Source organism: Allomuricauda sp. F6463D (genome assembly GCF_023015965.1).
Classification (GTDB): domain Bacteria; phylum Bacteroidota; class Bacteroidia; order Flavobacteriales; family Flavobacteriaceae; genus Flagellimonas.
The window spans coordinates 1,126,170-1,142,866 of sequence record NZ_JALKAN010000001.1 but is presented as its reverse complement, the minus strand read 5'-3'; the positions used below and the strand labels follow the sequence as shown (position 1 = coordinate 1,142,866).

The following is a 16,697-nucleotide window of genomic DNA, read 5'->3' as shown; positions in this document are numbered from 1 at the left end:
AAAAATGAACAGAAGAAATTTTTTTAGAAATGGTGCTCTATCAGTTATAGGAGCTTCAATTTTTACACCCTTTGAGACAATTAGGGCATCCGATTTTGAGAGCGGGTGGAAACAAAAAAAAGCCAAGAACATTATTATCCTGGTCAGTGATGGGATGAGCACAGGTACTCTGAACATGGCAGATCTGTATCTTTCCAGAAAAACAGGAAAAGGGAGTAATTGGTTGAACCTTTATAGGGAAAACAAGGTTTCCAGAGCCCTTATGGATATGGCCTCGGCCAGTTCCATAGTCACAGATTCAGCAGCAGCGAGCTCTTCGTGGGGAGGGGGTGCCAGAATAAAGAATGGCGGACTCAATATAGGGGTTAATGGAGAGCCACATCTTCCAATTTGGCAGAAATTCAAAGCAGTAGGTAAAAAAGCAGGTTGTGTAACCACTGTTCCGATAACACATGCCACGCCCGCAGGTTTTTGTGTCAACCAAAAGTCCAGAAACGATCAAGCATCCATCGCGGAAAAATATTTACAGCTTGGTTTTGATGTTCTGATGGGAGGGGGGAACGAATACTTTTCTCCAGAAAAAAGAAAGGACAAAAAGGATATGTATGCAGCCTTTGCAAATAAAGGATATTACGTTGCACATTCCAGAAATGAAATGTTATCAGCCCCTAAGAATAAATCGGTACTAGGTGTTTTTAACGATAACGGTCTTCCGTACACAAAGGACCGGGAAAGCAATGGGGAGCTTATGGAAAGTATACCTAGTTTGGCAGAGATGACGAATAAGGCCATTGAAAACCTCAACGGCAGCCCTTCGGGATTTGTACTTCAGGTAGAGGCTGGAAAGGTGGATTGGGCCGCACATGGTAATGATATTGCCGGTTTGCTTTATGATCAGGTCGCCTTTGACGAAGCTGTTCAAGTTGCCATGGATTTCGCGGAAAAGGATGAGGAAACCTTGGTAATCATCACAACGGATCATGGAAATGCCAACCCAGGCGTTATTTATGGAAAATATGCCAATGCTAATTTTGACTCCATCCAAAATTACAAGCATACTAACGAGTGGATTTTAAACGGTATTGGGAAAGAAACATCAATTAGCAGTGTAAAGGAGCGCGTTGCATATGCAAATGGTACGGCGTTGACCACTGATGAGGCTAAAATGCTTTTAAGCTATTATGATGCTTTACAGCCCGAGGATGGTTTGTACAATCCAAAACATTTACCGTTTAATGCATTGGCAGAGATTCAAAAACAACACAACTCCGTAGGTTGGATCAGTATGCAACATTCAGCCGATTTTGTGGAACTAGCCATGTTCGGCCCGGGCAGTCAACTGCTTAGTCCATTTATAAAGAACACAGATCTGCACTATCTCATGCTCGAAGCAGCTGAGGTGGAGAATACCTTTTAAATTTTAAAGAGTCAATCTTTATCCATCATTATGATATCAAAAAAATCATTTTTTAAAAAGCTGTTTCCCTATGTAGTATCCATTTTGTTTACAAGCTCTCTTGCTGGTCAAGAGCAGAATGATAATTTTCCTCCACCGGAACGTCCAATTACCATATCTGCTACCAAGGCTACGGGTAAAATAGCGATTGATGGTAGATTGAGTGAACCGGATTGGGAAAGTGCGGAGATTATATCGGATTTTTTTAAGGTGGAGCCTACACAGGGGGGGGATATTGCAAATCCAACATTGGTAAGAATTTTATACGATGATCGAAACTTATATTTTGGAGTGTTCTGTAAGGACTCCATGGGGAAGAAAGGAATTCGGATACAAGATCTTCGTCGAGACTTTGACAATGGAGAGAATGACGTGTTCGGTATTCAAATTGATGCACAGAATACCAGGCAATATGCCATTTCGTTTCAAACCACGCCCCATGGTAACCAATTAGATCAACAAAGTTTCAACGACACCAATACGGATGCCGATTGGAACGCCCTATGGAATGTTAGGACGCAGCGCACAGAAGAAGGTTACTTTGCAGAATTTTCCATTCCATTTAAATCCATACGATACGATAAACCTGTGGAGGGTATGCCAGCTGAGTGGGGCATCACCTTCTTTCGAATGGCACGAAAAGATTTTGAAAAAACTGTATTTCCAGCCATTCCGCAGTCTTTTTCAGAAAATAGAATGACGTATGCAGCTAAATTAACTGGGTTGAATGTGCCTCCTCCGTCGGCAAATATAAGAGCAGAGCCTTATGCACTTTATCAGTATGAGGAATCCAAGTCAGGAAATGTATTAACCGAGAAATCCAGTGAGCCCAAAATAGGTGGAGATGTTAAATGGGCCATAAGTCCAAATACTGTTTTGGACTTGACCATTAATACGGATTTTGCCCAAGCAGATGTGGATAGGGCAGTGAATAACCTGGAACGTTTTAATATTTTCTTTCCAGAGCGACGACAATTCTTTTTAGAGAATTCGGGTATTTGGTCGGGTGGGGGCAATACGCAGGTGAGGCCATTTTTCAGTCGTACCATAGGTTTGGAAAATTCATTTAACGCGAAGCCTGCTCCTCTCGATTTTGGTGCTCGGTTTACCGACCGTAATGAAGATAGGACACTTGCTGGTTTGGTGGTGCGACAAAGTGAAACGGACAATAGTACAGGGAGCACCTTTGGTGTGGCGCAGTATACCCAAAACTATGGTAAGGAGAACAATATAGGTGCAATGATTACCTATCGGCTGGACGACACGGCAAATAACCTTGGTATCAGTAGCCAGAACAACACCACTATTTCGATAGATGGTCTTATACGTCCTAAAAGCGAGATTACTTTGAGCTATCTGTTATCCACTTCCATGGATAGTGAAACAGGGCAAACGGGTTTTTCGGGACGGGTGTATGGAGGAGCATCCACAAACGATTATTATTTGGGTTACGTCAATGCATTTGTTAGTTCGGATTATAGTCCGGATATGGGATACGTCTTTCAAAAAGATGTGATGTACCACAGTCCTGGGGGCTATGCCATTATAAGACCGAAATCCCTTCCATTTATTAGAAGATGGGATCCCGGGGCTTTTTTAAACTATTATCATGATTTTGAGGATTTTGGAAACTTCCAGCAGGCTCGTCTTTATATTTTCCCCGTTTTTATCTGGTTCAAGGATAATAGTTTTTTCGAGATGTCTTTCACGCCTACTTGGCAGAACATCAATTTTGATTTTGCTCCTTTGGGATTGGAAATAGCAGAAGGTAATTATAGGTATACCCGATTTTTGTTGAATTACTTTACAGATCAGTCCAAAAAGATATCAGGATCAGGAAGTTATGACATTGGAAATTTTTATAATGGTTCAAGAAATACGCTTAACCTTGGTATGCGGTATGCTCCTTCTCCCCATATTGCGTTTTCTGCCAATTATGAACGCAACAATATAAACAGTCTGGGCACATTGCATCAAGATTTGGATACCGATTTGTATTCCGCCAATTTACGATTGGCATTAAACCCAAGGGTTCAACTGTCCACTTTCTACCAATACAATAGTTTTGATGAACAAGGGGGGTGGAACGTTCGTTTCAGCTGGGAATATATGCCTTTGTCCTTTATATATCTAGTTTTTAACGATACCCAAATGGATGTTTTTGATCCTGTTGAAAGCTCAACCCAGTTTATTAGTAAAATCACTTTTTTAAAACAATTTTAATTGCTTTGTGATTATATAATAATAACCATCTAATCAAATTAATTATTTAATGCAACTTAGTTGCATTTGTGTTGTAATTTTGTATTTTTGCTCCTTATTGCAAGAATTTTTAAAATTATAATGACCAACCCCCTTACTAACCAACGGTTTGGAATATGGCATACGTTCCATATCCATGAAATAGCAATATCCTTGTTTTTGTTTATGCTAAGCTTGGGCAGTTTTGCCCAAGATCATACGGGAACAACTTTACGGGGCCAATTATTAAATGAAAATGATTCCACCCCCATAGCCTATGCCACCGTATTGGAAGTGAATTCTGGAACGTTTGCTTATACTGATGAATTTGGGGCTTTTACGCTAACGGGATTAGCATCAAAGCCAGTGCATCTTCAATTTTCGTGTTTGGGGTATCAAACACGGGATATGCTTTTCGAGATTACCTCTCAAAAACATCAATTTTTCCTTAAAGAAGCAACCTTTAACCTTGATGACGTAGTTGTGGTTGGGAAGGAAGTAAAGACGGGGTCATCTACCATTATAGGTAAAAAAGCCATTGAACATACACAAGCCGTAAGTTTAAACGATATATTCCAATTGCTTCCCGGGCAACTGGCTATAAATCCAAGTTTTTCAAGTCCGCAGCAACTGACGCTAAGGCAAGGGTCTTCACTTTCTGCTGCCAATAAGGCGAATGCATTGGGAACTCAGATTGTTAGTGATGGTATCCCTCAATCCAACAATGCAGATTTACAGACTGATGTATCCATTCTCAATTCCAGCCCTGGATCCGATCCTCTTTTTTCAACAGTGGCCGGTAAGGGTACCGATTTACGGGAATGGTCGGCTGATAATATAGAGTCGGTAGAAGTAATACGGGGCATTCCCTCTGCAAAATATGGTGACCTTACCTCAGGGTTGGTATTGGTCAATTCCAGAATTGGGGCCTTTGATCCCGAATTTATTTTACGATTGAATCCAAACCTGGCACAAGTATCGTTTAATTTCGGAAAAAATCTCAATAAAAAAAACAGCCTGAGTGCAGGTGCCGATTGGCTTGAATCCAGTGGCGATTTACGCAATTCTACATCAAGCTATCAACGGTTCAATGGCCAACTGGCTTGGCAACGTAGAGGAAGCTTTCTCAAGATTAGGCAAATTGGCAATGTTTCATATAGTTATGACAAATATCAAGGCGAAAGTACTACCGAAGCCTTGAGCTACAGTGAATATAGTAGCCAAAACTGGCGGTTCAAATGGAATTCTGAGATCAGTTTAGCCACTCCGGGAAAAACGCTAAAGGCCGCATCGATCAAGACCGGTGTCAGCTATGCTTCGCAAGAGAGCTATTATCAAGATTTGATAACACGTGACCTATATCCAATTTCTGTTGCCACTACCGATACGACCATGGTAGGACAATATGGACGTAGTGAATATCTGAATCAAACCACAATTGATGGCAATCCATTGAACATTTACAATCGCATAGAAGGAGTTTGGTCTTTTAATGGGCTGTGGGGAGATCATCACCGTTTAACTGGAGGAACAGAATTTAGATACGATGAGAATTTTGGAAATGGTCGACAATTTGATCCACTTACGCCACCCAGACAGAATTATAGTATGGGGGACAGACCAGATTCTTGGGATGAGATTCCTGGTAAAAATCAATTGGGAGTGTATTTGGAAGATCGTATCCATGCCACACTGTTTTCTAAGGAAGTTGTTCTTTCCATGGGGGTGCGTTGGGATAGGGTTTCCACCGATAAACTGTTCAATGGCAATGTAGGTGATCTCGTTTCTCCCAGAATCAATATGAACTGGTCAGTACATAACAATTTGTCATTGCGAATGGGTTGGGGAAAAGCCTCTAAATCTCCAACATTGTCCCAATTATACCCTGGAAAGCGATATTTTGATTTGGTCAACTTCAACTATTTTGCCAACGATCCAGCAGAACGATTGGTTGTTATAACCACTAAGGTGATCGACCTTAACGATCAACCCCTAAGACCATATACCATGAACAAGTGGGAGGGTGGTTTTACTTTTACTGATGCGGAATGGGATATTACGGGAACTGCTTTTTATGAGAAAACTGACAATGCTATTAGTTATGTTCGGCAAGTAACCCCAATGGAGTATGACAAGTATGTAATTGATTATACAAGTGAGGGCCAGCCACCCGTTCTGATGGAAGAGCCAGCGAGTACCGAAACATTTTTTGCAGGTGTGGATGTACCACAGAACAACCTCACCATTATAAACAAAGGGTTTGAATACACAGTGGCATCGCCAAGATGGGATGCTATAAATACAGAGGTGTTGATGAATGGTGCGTGGTATTTTACAACCAGTCAAAACCATGGTCAAATTGCTGAGTCATCTTTTGTATACGCCAATGCTGCAAGCCCTACGCGCATTCCATTATATGAAAAAACAGGGAATGTTGTTTCGGAACGCCTCAATTCAAGCTTACGTACTGTGACCCATATTCCACAAATTGGCTTTGTGGTGTCTGCCTTATGGCAGGCCGTGTGGATTGATAAGTCGAAATCCGGCGCACTCAGTCCTTACCCAACGGGCTTTGTGAACACTGATGGTGAAGTTGTGGCATTGACATCAGAACAGGCTATATCAGAAGAGTTTAGTGACCTCCATAGAGTGGTCAGCGAGAGAAAGTGGAATAAATATCCATCCTTGCATTTATTTAATATTAAGGTTACCAAGGAATGGAAAGATAAGAGTCGTTTTTCCTTCTATGCCAACAACATTTTTAACCATCGTCCATTGCATTGGAACGATGCCAGTGAAATATTTGTTCGTAGAAACCCCTCCACAACATTTGGATTAGAAATCATTTATAAAATCAATTAAATATGAAACTAAGTAAACTTTCGATTTTTGCACTGAGCACATTATGTATGCTCCTATTTACAAATTGTAGTGAAGATGATGACCCTTCATCCGGAGATATGTCAGTAAGTGTAAACTATCCGGATAATTATGCTGAAGAACTTGCACAAAATGTTACCGTTAAAGTAATCAATACACTCAACGGTAAAGAAACTACCGGCCAAACCACAGCAGAAGGCATTGCTTTGTTCACAGGGATTACACCTGGGACCTATACTGTTTCTGCCAGTGTTTCCCTTACCGGTGCCGAGGCTGAGGCATTGACAGGAATTGCCCAAGAAGTTCAATTGAGCGGAGTGGAATCGAATGTTTCGCTTATGGCTGGGGGTGAAATTATGGTTGATTTAGATCTAGACGGAAGTCCATTAGGGAGCTTAGTCTTTAAAGAGGTGTATTATACGGGTTCGAAAACCCCTGCGGAGGGTAATTATTTTTCTGATCAGTTCATAGAAATTTACAACAATTCTACTGAAGTCATTTATTTGGACAATCTGTATATTGCTGATATTTACGGTGTTTCGGGTCTTATCAATTCCAGTAACGTCCCTACCGAATTTCAAGATGATCAAGACAATGTTTATGCAAATAGCGTTTGGAAAATACCTGGAAGTGGTACTGATTATCCTCTTGAACCCGGTAATAGTATTGTTATTGCTCAGGACGGGGTGAACCATCAGCTTGATGAACTTAATCCCAATAGTCCGGTAGACTTATCAAATGCCGATTGGGAAACATTCAATGTACGTGACGACAACAGGGATGCCGATGCACCTGAGGTGCCAAACCTAGAGCGTATGTATTTTACAGGAGGATTTGATTGGTTGGTTACCGTGTTCGGGCCAGGACTTGTCATTTTTAGAACTGACGATTTTGATAGCTTAGAGCAAGTACCTTATCCTGTACCAGAATATGCGGACTTTTTAGACCCACGTATTAAAATTCCAAATGAATTGATCATCGATGCTTTTGAAGCACTGAAAGACGGTAATAGCGGTTCGTTCAAACGTGTTCCCGTGGCTCTTGATGCTGGTTTTGTATACGCTGATGGCACTTATACGGCCCAAAGCTTTAGGAGAAAAGCTTTAACTACAATAGAAGGACGCGTTGTTTTGAAGGACAGCAACAATTCAACTGACGATTTTGAAAAGTTGGATACACCAACACCAAAATCATTGGATTAACTGGTCAATTTTAATGAATGAATAAGTATCTAGTATTTCTGCTCTGGATGTCCGCTCTTGGTAATATCTTGGCCCAACAAGCCCAAGATTCTATTGAAAGTGGTTCTGTTGCCTTGACTTCGGGGCTTTCCACTGGCTCTTTTCAACGAGCCATGGAGCCATCACGGTCCTATTCGATTGGTTTTGACACCAATGGTAAAACGACAATAGCACAATGGAAGCTCGAAGGTCGGTTTGCCTATCAAAGGCAATTCAAAGAAGACATTCTATTTGCGGGGGTACTAGATCCTTATGATGGTAATCCTTTTATTTGGGGAGATACATTAAGCGGGAATTGGCAACATGATGGTTTTGATACACGTGTAGATTTGGCTTTACCACGTTATAAGAACAATGTTTTTGGTATTACCGTAGATTATACGAATGCAACGGGAGCTCGCAAAAACGGTCCAAAACCCTTTTATAGATACCGTGACATTACAATTGCTCCTCGGGTAAAAACTTTTATAGCAGGGCGAGAAGATCATTATCTCTCTTTAAAACTATCCTATGCCTCTGCATTTGAAGAAAATGAAATGGGGTATTATTCCACTAACGATACCTATCTCATTAGGGGTAGGGGATATGGTTCGGCCCTTAAAGGCCCCATTAACTCTTTAGATAGAAGACGAAAATCTAATCGTTATGGCATCCACTTACAATGGATTTACACAGATTCATGGGACATTAAGGTGGGGTCACAATACAGGAAGGATAATATCCAAGATGGTTTGTCCAACCCACGAGAGGATGGAAATTACATGGAGTTCCAAGGTCATGGGGAAATAAATCATGCCATATCAAATGCACGTTATGGACTTTTACTGAATTATCGAGCAGGTAGCACGGATGATGCTGTTTTTGGATTTGAAAATAGTGAGGCAAAGGAAATGAGTGCTGTACTATCCATAGACTTAGATCGGAAAAATAACCATCAATTTCTTCCAGAATTTTTACTTGGTCTTTTTTACCATCAGCAAGACGATTATATCGTTTATGCCGACTATGAGAGCCAAAATTTGCTGATGCAATTAAGTAGAACGCATAAAATAAACAACATACAGTTTTATTGGGATATAGGTTACCAATATAATATAAATCGACAAAGTTCCGTATTGGATCCAGATGTGTTGAGCAATTTAATCTACTATCCCGATTTTGAATATCGGACATCCGATCATTTGATTGTTGATATGAACCCTATAATACAGTGGGGAGCGAACAAAAATGGTAAAACCAATTTTTTCATCAAATTAAAAAATAGAATATTGGCCCGGAGCACTTCTTCCATACGATATATTGGAGAGGTAACCCTCGGCATTAACCTTTAAAATACCTACATGATTTTTAATCACAAAAAAATAATTGTTCCAATCTTATGCACAACACTCCTAATCCTGAGCAGTTGTGCTCCAGCATCCCGCGGCACATCTTCAAAAAGGGTGACAGCCACCGTAGGGTTTGATGCTGCACTCGCCGATTCTATTTTGAAGGTTGGGCTCGATCATGAAGCACTGTATACTCTAGTCTCCGGTATAAAACCCATGAGCAGCTTAATAGGTTTTACACTGCCTTTTGAGATTGATTCTGCCCAATTGATTAAAGGACATGCCATTGATCTTGAAAAAAAAGCAAAGCATGTGGAAAAAATAAAACGTTATACATCAGTATTAAAAGGATTGGATTTACAGGATTTGGATTTTGTTTTGGTGCCTTTTAGCGCTCAATCTGACTCAATTAAATCGTTTCAAATCAATGTAATCAGAAAATCAAGATTAGAACAGGTGATAGATGACCATTTGGATTTCTTTGCTTACATGGGGATTGTTCCCGGAACCGACCCGGGGATTGTGCTCAGTACTGTGGAAAACCAAGAACAAATTATACGCTTACGTGCTTATGGCTATTTATTCGGCTATCCAGACTATGCGGTGGATTTTTTTGTTGAGGCCTATCACCAAAGCCAACAAACAAAAACCTTTGTGGAACGGGATTTTTTTCAGATTCCAGTTTTTACCAGAAAAACAGGACATTTTGTGTATGCCATGCCCAAAACCCATACACCAACAGAAACGGATAGTGTTCTTTTTCGCCGAGCCATGAAGGTGCTGGATAGGTATAAGGACATACGCCCCCAATACTTTAATGCTGACAGTACATTCCAGTCTTTAAAGTTGATTCGGAAATTGGGAGAATAGATTGTTTGAAAGGGCAATCCTCTTTATCTAAAATCCTATCTTAAGAAAAGCAATCAGCACATTCGCCTACCAAAATAACCTCTGATGATTGGATAGTGTATTCTTGTACTGAGGGAATTTGGATTGCAACGGGTAAACATTCCATACTTCCACAATGGGTGCATTTAAAATGAGGGTGATCATCGGTATGTTTGCCATCCTTGCACCCTTTACAGCGTGCATACCATTTTAAACCATCCGTATCGTTAAAAGCATGGATAATGCCATCTTCTTCCAGTCTATCAAGTATTCTGTAGACCGTGGATTTGTTCATTGTTTCCTTAAAACTGTCTACCAAGGCAACTGCCGATATAGCCTTATCGGTACGATTGAACATTTCCTTTAATATTTGAACCTTTTTAGTTTTTCTAATGACACCCATAACTTCAACTTGAAATATTCTGGCACTTCTCTTACCTGTAGTTCGTTATTCGGATTATCAAAACTCCATAGCTTCTAAGCCAACTGTATGATGACTTATACCCGCATAACTTCTATTCAACTTACAAAAGTAAATTAAAAAAAGCAAATGGTTTCCGGTCCTTGAATGATAGCTAAAGGACTACTTTGCTCTAATGATGTATTGGTAAGGTAACAAATCCACTACTACCTCAAAGGATGAAAATCCAGCTTTTTTTAGTTCGGAGACTACCTGGTCGATGGAGAGTTTATGCCCTATTGGAGGACCTACCGGTATACCGTCTGCCTTGAAAAAATCAATGACCACTAATTCTCCCTGAGATGTTAGTCCTTTATTGACCTTCGCAAAGTAATCGGGACGATTTTCTATATGATGATAAGTGTTCACGATCAAGACCATATCAGCCTCTCCAGCTTTTAAAGATGGGTCGTCATAAGGTATTTTACGCAATTCTATATTTTTGAGATTATTGTTCGCGATGCGCTGTACCAAGTATTGCTGAAATTCGTCATCCACATCGGCGGCTATCACATTAGCTCCTTTATCGGCCAATTTCACTGAAAAGTATCCTGATCCGGCCCCGATATCCATCACCGTTTTTCCTTTAAGGTCTCCCAAGTATTCCATTACTTTGTCCGGTTGCTGATAGGCATCCCGTTCCGGTGATTCAAAATTTTTAACGAGTTGGTCCACGGAAGAATGATGCATATATTCGTTTGCCGAATTTTCTCCGTGTTTGCCATTGTGCTTTTTCTCTTGCGCCATTACTGTATTTATTGTGGCCATGCCTAGCAATATTGCTAGGGACATTAGTTTTGTTTGCTTCATATTTGTTCCCATATCTATTGTTTTATTTTCGTGTTGTACATTCTTTTATTTATATAATAGGTAGCCAATCCCAAGATAAGATTAAATAATCCTGCCATGGCCTCGTAAGTATTGTTCATAAAAACAAAGATTATCATCCATAGGGACAATCCAATATAGAGTATTTGAAAAAGAGGAAACAAAGGGCTCTTGTAGGCTCCATTATCTTGATGGTTCCCACTTTTTCTGAGTTTGAACACACCCACAACCACCAGTAATGATGATATGGAAAGTAAAACTCCACAATAAACCAATATTTGCTCAAAAGTTCCGGTTAAAATCAAAAAACAACTGATTGAAAATTGTAGCCATAGTGCTCTTTTGGGGATTTCCCCTTGCTTTATGGGTTTAAAATAACCCCAAAGCCCATACACCTTCGCCATACTTGAGGTTACCCTGGGGCCTACCCATACCATGGCGCTTATTCCGGAAATCAATAACAATGAAATAGCCACTCCAAATAGATTTCCATACTGCTCTCCCAACATTTTTTTGGCCGCAATGGATCCAATATCTATTTGCCCAACAAGTTCATCCAAGGGCACGTTTCTTAAAAATATGTACTGCAACAGAACGTACAGCACCGTTACCAGAAAAGTGCCACCCACCAATGCGATGGGCAACGATTTGGAGGGTTTTTTAAATTCTTCGGTAATGTAGGCTGCAGCATTCCATCCAGAATACGAATAACTTACATATATCAATGCCACTGCAAATGCAGTAGATCCTATTTCCCTGAAATAATTGGCTCCCAAGTCAAAGTCAATATGTGTTTGCACTGGGGTCGCCATTCCGAAGATTATGATACCAACGATAAGGATTACTTTTAATAAAGTACCTATATTCTGAAATTTTGAACTTGTTCTTAAGTTTTGGACATGGATCAACGTAATTAGAGCTATTAGAGCTATCCCGATTAATTTGACATTGGCACTCTCATAGGGAAAGTATTCCACTACAGCAATTGCCGAAAGGGCAATAGGAGCTGCGAAACCTACGGTCAATGAAACCCAACCAGATAGATAACCAACCAAGGGGCCATAAATAGTGGACAGAAAAGCAAATTCCCCTCCAGATTTTTTAATTACCGTTCCCACTTCGGCATAACTGAAAGCACCTGAAAGTGCAAGTATACCGCCCATTACCCAAAGGGTTAATATGGCCGGGACATTATTTAAATCCTTTAGTTGAAAACCAAGACTGGTAAATACACCTGTTCCAATCATGTTGGCCACCACAATGGCCACACCTGTCATGGTTCCTATCTTATATTTTGACACCTATTATGGTTATTTATATTTACAATATTATTTAACGCGACCTTGTTGCAAATATAGTGATATTTCAAGATTGCTCAGAAGAATAAGACCAAAATTGACAACAATCGGTCATTCAATCATAGCTAATTGATGGCAAAAGAGAAAGTAACAGCTTTGTTAGCTTTCACAGTAAGATTTTTTGGGAAGTTGAGCATGATAAACTATTAATACCACTGATAACCTTTTACATTAAACCATGAAATTCCTTACAATCAGGAACTGGAAGAACTACCATATAAAAGTATGATGTATAAACCTGTTCCTTAAAAGTAGTATACAGAATTGAGCATCAAAGTTTAAACTATTTAATTATGGTTTTAAATTGAATTTTGGGCAGTATTTTTCAAAATACGAACCATCTTCACGAACCAAATCTATCTGTAACTAAAACCTAATGTTTTTGAATTTAGATAGTAAAACTAATTTTACAGGCTTCCATTATAGACCGTCTTTAGAATTTCTTCCATTTTATCCTCAAAAACAGGCTTAACGATATAACCTGAGATTTCTTCAAAGTCTTTTACTTTTTTCAGATCGCTTGGGTCATTGGAAGATGTAATCATAAATATGGTAACATTTTGTTCTTCAAGTTTGAGTTTCATTTTTTTAAATTCAGCCAAAAAACCCCAACCATCCAAGAATGGCATATTGATGTCCAACAGAATTAATTCCGGTAATTCAATGTTTTCTTTTAGGCAAAGATCAATGTATTCGATAGCTTGTTCACCATCCGTAAATGCATTTATTATAAGGTCCTCGGATAGGTTATTCAGTATTTTTTTAGTGACAAAAAGATAAACCTCGTCATCATCCACCAGTAAAATCTTTGGTTTTTTCATAGTTGATTGAATTTAATTTTAAATAAGGTTCCTTGTCCTTCTTCGCTTTCCGCTTTAATTGAAGCATTCATGGCCTCTAGTTGTGATTTTACTATAAACAGCCCCATTCCTTTACCAGAATAATTACGATGGAACCTTTTGTAAAGTTTGAACAGATTGTCTTTATGCTTATCCAAATCAATACCAAGTCCATTGTCTTTAACGTATAATACTTTTTGGTTATTCTCCCATGTGCTTTCAAAAATAATATGGGAGTCTACATCTTGCCTTCTATATTTAATTGCGTTGGACAACAGGTTTTGCAAAATACTTTTCATGTAAAACTTTGAACATTTAATTGAGTGCCAGGCATCCAACTTATAAATAATATTAAAATCTTTAGCATTGTTGTCTTCGAGCGTGGCTAGCATTTCATTTTCCAAATCTTTTAGCATCAATAAAAGATTTACGTTTTCTACTTCCAAGTCTTTATTGTTCAATATGGAAACATAGGTAAGCACGTCCTCCGTAAGAGTAGTAATACTGTTGGAAATGGTTGCTAGTTTTGGAAGTAATTCAAGTGTGGTTTTTTCATTCTTGGATTTACGTAACATATCTACAATAATGGACATACTGGATACAGGTGCTTTAAGGTTATGGGCAACTACATAATAGAAGTCTTCTAGTTGTTGGTTCCTAACTCGCAACTTATTATTTATGTTCTTAACATGCTGGTTGGTCGTTTCTATTTCGGCCTTGCCAACAATCAATGCTGTGTTCTTACTTTTGAGTTGCGCAATAAAATCCGTACGCTCCTTTTGCATTCGTGCGTATAACAGGGCAACCACTACTATAACAATCAATGTTAAAATATTAAACAAGATCAAATTGTTTTTTATCGTTTGCAACCTACTGGTTATATAGCTGTTTGGGGTTTCTTGGATAATGGCCCAATCGTTGTCAGTGATTATTTCACTCACATCTTCATATCGGTTCATACCAATGTTTTTTTCAAAGCCGATATCCACATTTCGATAAACCCATAAACTACCCTTTTCAAGAAAAAAAGTATCCTTTTTAAAAATAAGGTTTGTTAATTTGAGCTTATTATATATTAGGGAGTCAATTTTGTTCATTTCGGTCAAATGAGGCGAGGTGTTCTCTGAAAGATTAGTGGTGATTACATTTTGGTTTTTGTCTATCAGATAAAAATTCTCGTCCACCAAACTGGTTTTCATTAGTTTTAAACGTTCATCCATGTTAAAATTGATAACGGCCAAACCGATTTGATCCCCATTGACATCAAATACCGGGGTTACACCTCGTATAACCGGTTTATTAGGGTTTTCAATTATCCCATACTCCCTATTCAGTTCAATGGGTGATACATATACCTGTCCTTTTTTTAGTGATAGTCCTTTTTGAAAATACCCGCGATCTATTTTGTTCTGAAGATCGGTTTGTTGTACCATGGAGTCCTTAGCTATTTTCTCAAATCTGATTATTTCCTTGCCATGCAAGTCAATAATTCTAAATTGGTCATAACTTTTATAGACTTGGACGGTTTTGATGTAGTCTTTAATAAATGTGGAATCTATTTGAAACTTTTGCGAAAAAGCGGTTGGAAAAGAATAATTCGACCAAAACTTGGTAGTCTCCACAAGATATCGGGTCTGTTCTACAAGGTGATAGCTCTTTTTACTGATATCCCGTTGCTCTATTTCCGCTAAGTTTTGTATCAAACTTTGTCTTTGCTGATAGGACCAAATAAGAGAGAAAATTAATAAGGGTATGTATAATATAAAGATGACCTTCAAAAATTTCTTCCGCATATAAATGGTATTTATAAAATGCTCAATATATTTTGTAGGGGAAATCGTTATGTAATTTACAATATTTCTTCATCTTCACCTATTTTCCGGTACTGCTTTATTAGACTATTTTATACTATATTTTTATTGTTCGCCCTTGTTTTTAGTATTCTAACGACTTGTATGCAAAATGAAGCTCATTATTTATTGTTAGCCTACGTAAACATGGTTTATAATAAAAAGCGTGACCACTGGACTAAAACTGGTCTTGATCCTTATAACGGGATGATTGTGTTTACCTCAGTGTAAAAAATATTTTAAAATGTATGGTTATTTATAGGAAGGAACTGACAAAAAGAATAAACATGAGACTTTTGTCGATTATGGTGAAACCTTTAAGGTTAAAGGAAAAAACATGCTGAAAACCGATAGTAATACGGCTAGCAAGCTAAAATTAACGATGTACTGCTCGGTGGACGGTAGCAAAAATGATTATGGACTTTGAATATTAGATTACGATGCTCAGATGCAAGAAGCGTAGAAAGCACGGTGCCATCCTTATTAAATGGTGGTTGGTATTATTCTAATTAGATGTGGTAGTTTTAAGGCCGTTTGATGATTCTACAAGGCAGACAATGCGTGGAATCACCATTGGTTTAGGGAAAAAAATATGGCCCTTACTGGAAGGGCCATTTGAATTGTTGTATTGTAAATAAATCTCCAATCATTAAATACGGAACTTCACGCCGCCTGCAATTACCAATTGACCGCCATCAATGATTACATATTTCAACTCAGCGAATGGAGTTATGCTACCTCCGGTATTAAAGTTGGCACCTCCACCAAGATTAAGACCAAAACGGCCGTCGCTAGAAGAATAGTCATCTAGAAAACCACCAAAAGCACTGTCGTCATAATCTACTTTAACGCTGGAATAGTTTAAACCGGCTATACCGTAAACATCTACATTTCCATCCGTTATAAAGTAATAGTTGGCGTTGGCATTTACTTCAAACCAATTAATGCTAATACCAGCTTCGTCCTTTGGAAAATAATAGATCAAGGAAGGTGCAATGGTCAAATTTTCTGCGATAGGAAACTCCGCGTTTGCTCCTATACCAATACTTTCAATTTCGGTACCGTAGGCCAATAAACCTCCTAATCTGGTTTCTGACTGAGCATTTGCGGTGAAAGAAAAGGTTAGGCATAAAAATGCCGTTGCAATAATGAGATTGATTGTTTTCATAATCTAATTTTACGTGTTAATGGTTAATATTTAAATTTTTGCGGGGGAGGGGTATAATGAAATTCAATTAATAATCAAAATAGGACTATCATCCTCGTCACTATTTTCTTCATTATTGTAATTCAAAATGTCAGTTAATGAATTTTAGTGCAATTATAAT

12 protein-coding genes are annotated in these 16,697 nt (G+C 38.7%); 6 read left to right on the top strand and 6 right to left on the bottom strand.

Annotation, left to right across the window (positions count from 1 at the left end; translation table 11 throughout):
• The first annotated feature begins 4 nt into the window (after positions 1-4).
• The 6 genes from MWU56_RS04980 to MWU56_RS04955 all read left to right on the top strand — a co-directional run bounded on the left by MWU56_RS04980 (position 5) and on the right by MWU56_RS04955 (position 10,016).
• A complete protein-coding gene (locus MWU56_RS04980) occupies positions 5-1,417 on the top strand; it encodes an alkaline phosphatase (protein ID WP_247042770.1) in 1,413 nt (470 codons plus the stop codon).
• A 30-nt stretch (positions 1,418-1,447) separates the two neighbouring features.
• Positions 1,448-3,679, top strand: coding sequence for a DUF5916 domain-containing protein (locus MWU56_RS04975; protein WP_247042769.1), 2,232 nt, complete (start codon positions 1,448-1,450; stop codon positions 3,677-3,679).
• A gap of 120 nt (positions 3,680-3,799) precedes the next feature.
• Positions 3,800-6,559 (top strand): TonB-dependent receptor, encoded by a 2,760-nt coding sequence (locus tag MWU56_RS04970; protein WP_247042768.1) that lies wholly within the window; start codon positions 3,800-3,802, stop codon positions 6,557-6,559.
• A 2-nt stretch (positions 6,560-6,561) separates the two neighbouring features.
• A complete protein-coding gene (locus tag MWU56_RS04965) occupies positions 6,562-7,779 on the top strand; it encodes a DUF4876 domain-containing protein (protein ID WP_247042766.1) in 1,218 nt (405 codons plus the stop codon).
• A 17-nt stretch (positions 7,780-7,796) separates the two neighbouring features.
• The gene (locus MWU56_RS04960; RefSeq protein ID WP_247042765.1) at positions 7,797-9,149 is read left to right on the top strand and encodes a DUF6850 family outer membrane beta-barrel protein; all 1,353 of its coding nucleotides are present in this window, start codon (positions 7,797-7,799) and stop codon (positions 9,147-9,149) included.
• Positions 9,150-9,158: 9 nt separating this feature from the next.
• On the top strand, positions 9,159-10,016 hold the full coding sequence (locus MWU56_RS04955; RefSeq protein ID WP_247042764.1) for a hypothetical protein: 858 nt from the start codon (positions 9,159-9,161) through the stop codon (positions 10,014-10,016).
• Positions 10,017-10,056: 40 nt separating this feature from the next.
• Here the strand turns inward: MWU56_RS04955 and MWU56_RS04950 are convergent, their stop codons facing one another.
• The 6 genes from MWU56_RS04950 to MWU56_RS04925 all read right to left on the bottom strand — a co-directional run bounded on the left by MWU56_RS04950 (position 10,057) and on the right by MWU56_RS04925 (position 16,537).
• On the bottom strand, positions 10,057-10,437 hold the full coding sequence (locus MWU56_RS04950) for a Fur family transcriptional regulator (RefSeq protein WP_247042763.1): 381 nt from the start codon (positions 10,435-10,437) through the stop codon (positions 10,057-10,059).
• A 180-nt stretch (positions 10,438-10,617) separates the two neighbouring features.
• Complete coding sequence (locus MWU56_RS04945) at positions 10,618-11,286, bottom strand: class I SAM-dependent methyltransferase (protein ID WP_247042762.1); 669 nt, start codon at positions 11,284-11,286, stop codon at positions 10,618-10,620.
• Between the two features lie 32 nt (positions 11,287-11,318).
• Entirely contained in the window at positions 11,319-12,623 is a 1,305-nt protein-coding gene (locus tag MWU56_RS04940; RefSeq protein WP_247042761.1) for an APC family permease, read from the bottom strand.
• A 464-nt stretch (positions 12,624-13,087) separates the two neighbouring features.
• Positions 13,088-13,501 carry a response regulator gene (locus MWU56_RS04935; RefSeq protein ID WP_247042760.1) on the bottom strand — a complete coding sequence of 138 codons (414 nt, stop codon included), beginning with the start codon at positions 13,499-13,501 and terminating at the stop codon, positions 13,088-13,090.
• The gene (locus MWU56_RS04930) at positions 13,498-15,312 is read right to left on the bottom strand and encodes an ATP-binding protein (protein WP_247042758.1); all 1,815 of its coding nucleotides are present in this window, start codon (positions 15,310-15,312) and stop codon (positions 13,498-13,500) included. Before MWU56_RS04930 ends, MWU56_RS04935 begins: the two co-directional genes overlap by 4 nt.
• Before the next feature lie 706 nt (positions 15,313-16,018).
• A complete protein-coding gene (locus tag MWU56_RS04925) occupies positions 16,019-16,537 on the bottom strand; it encodes an outer membrane protein (protein ID WP_247042756.1) in 519 nt (172 codons plus the stop codon).
• Positions 16,538-16,697: the final 160 nt, after the last annotated feature.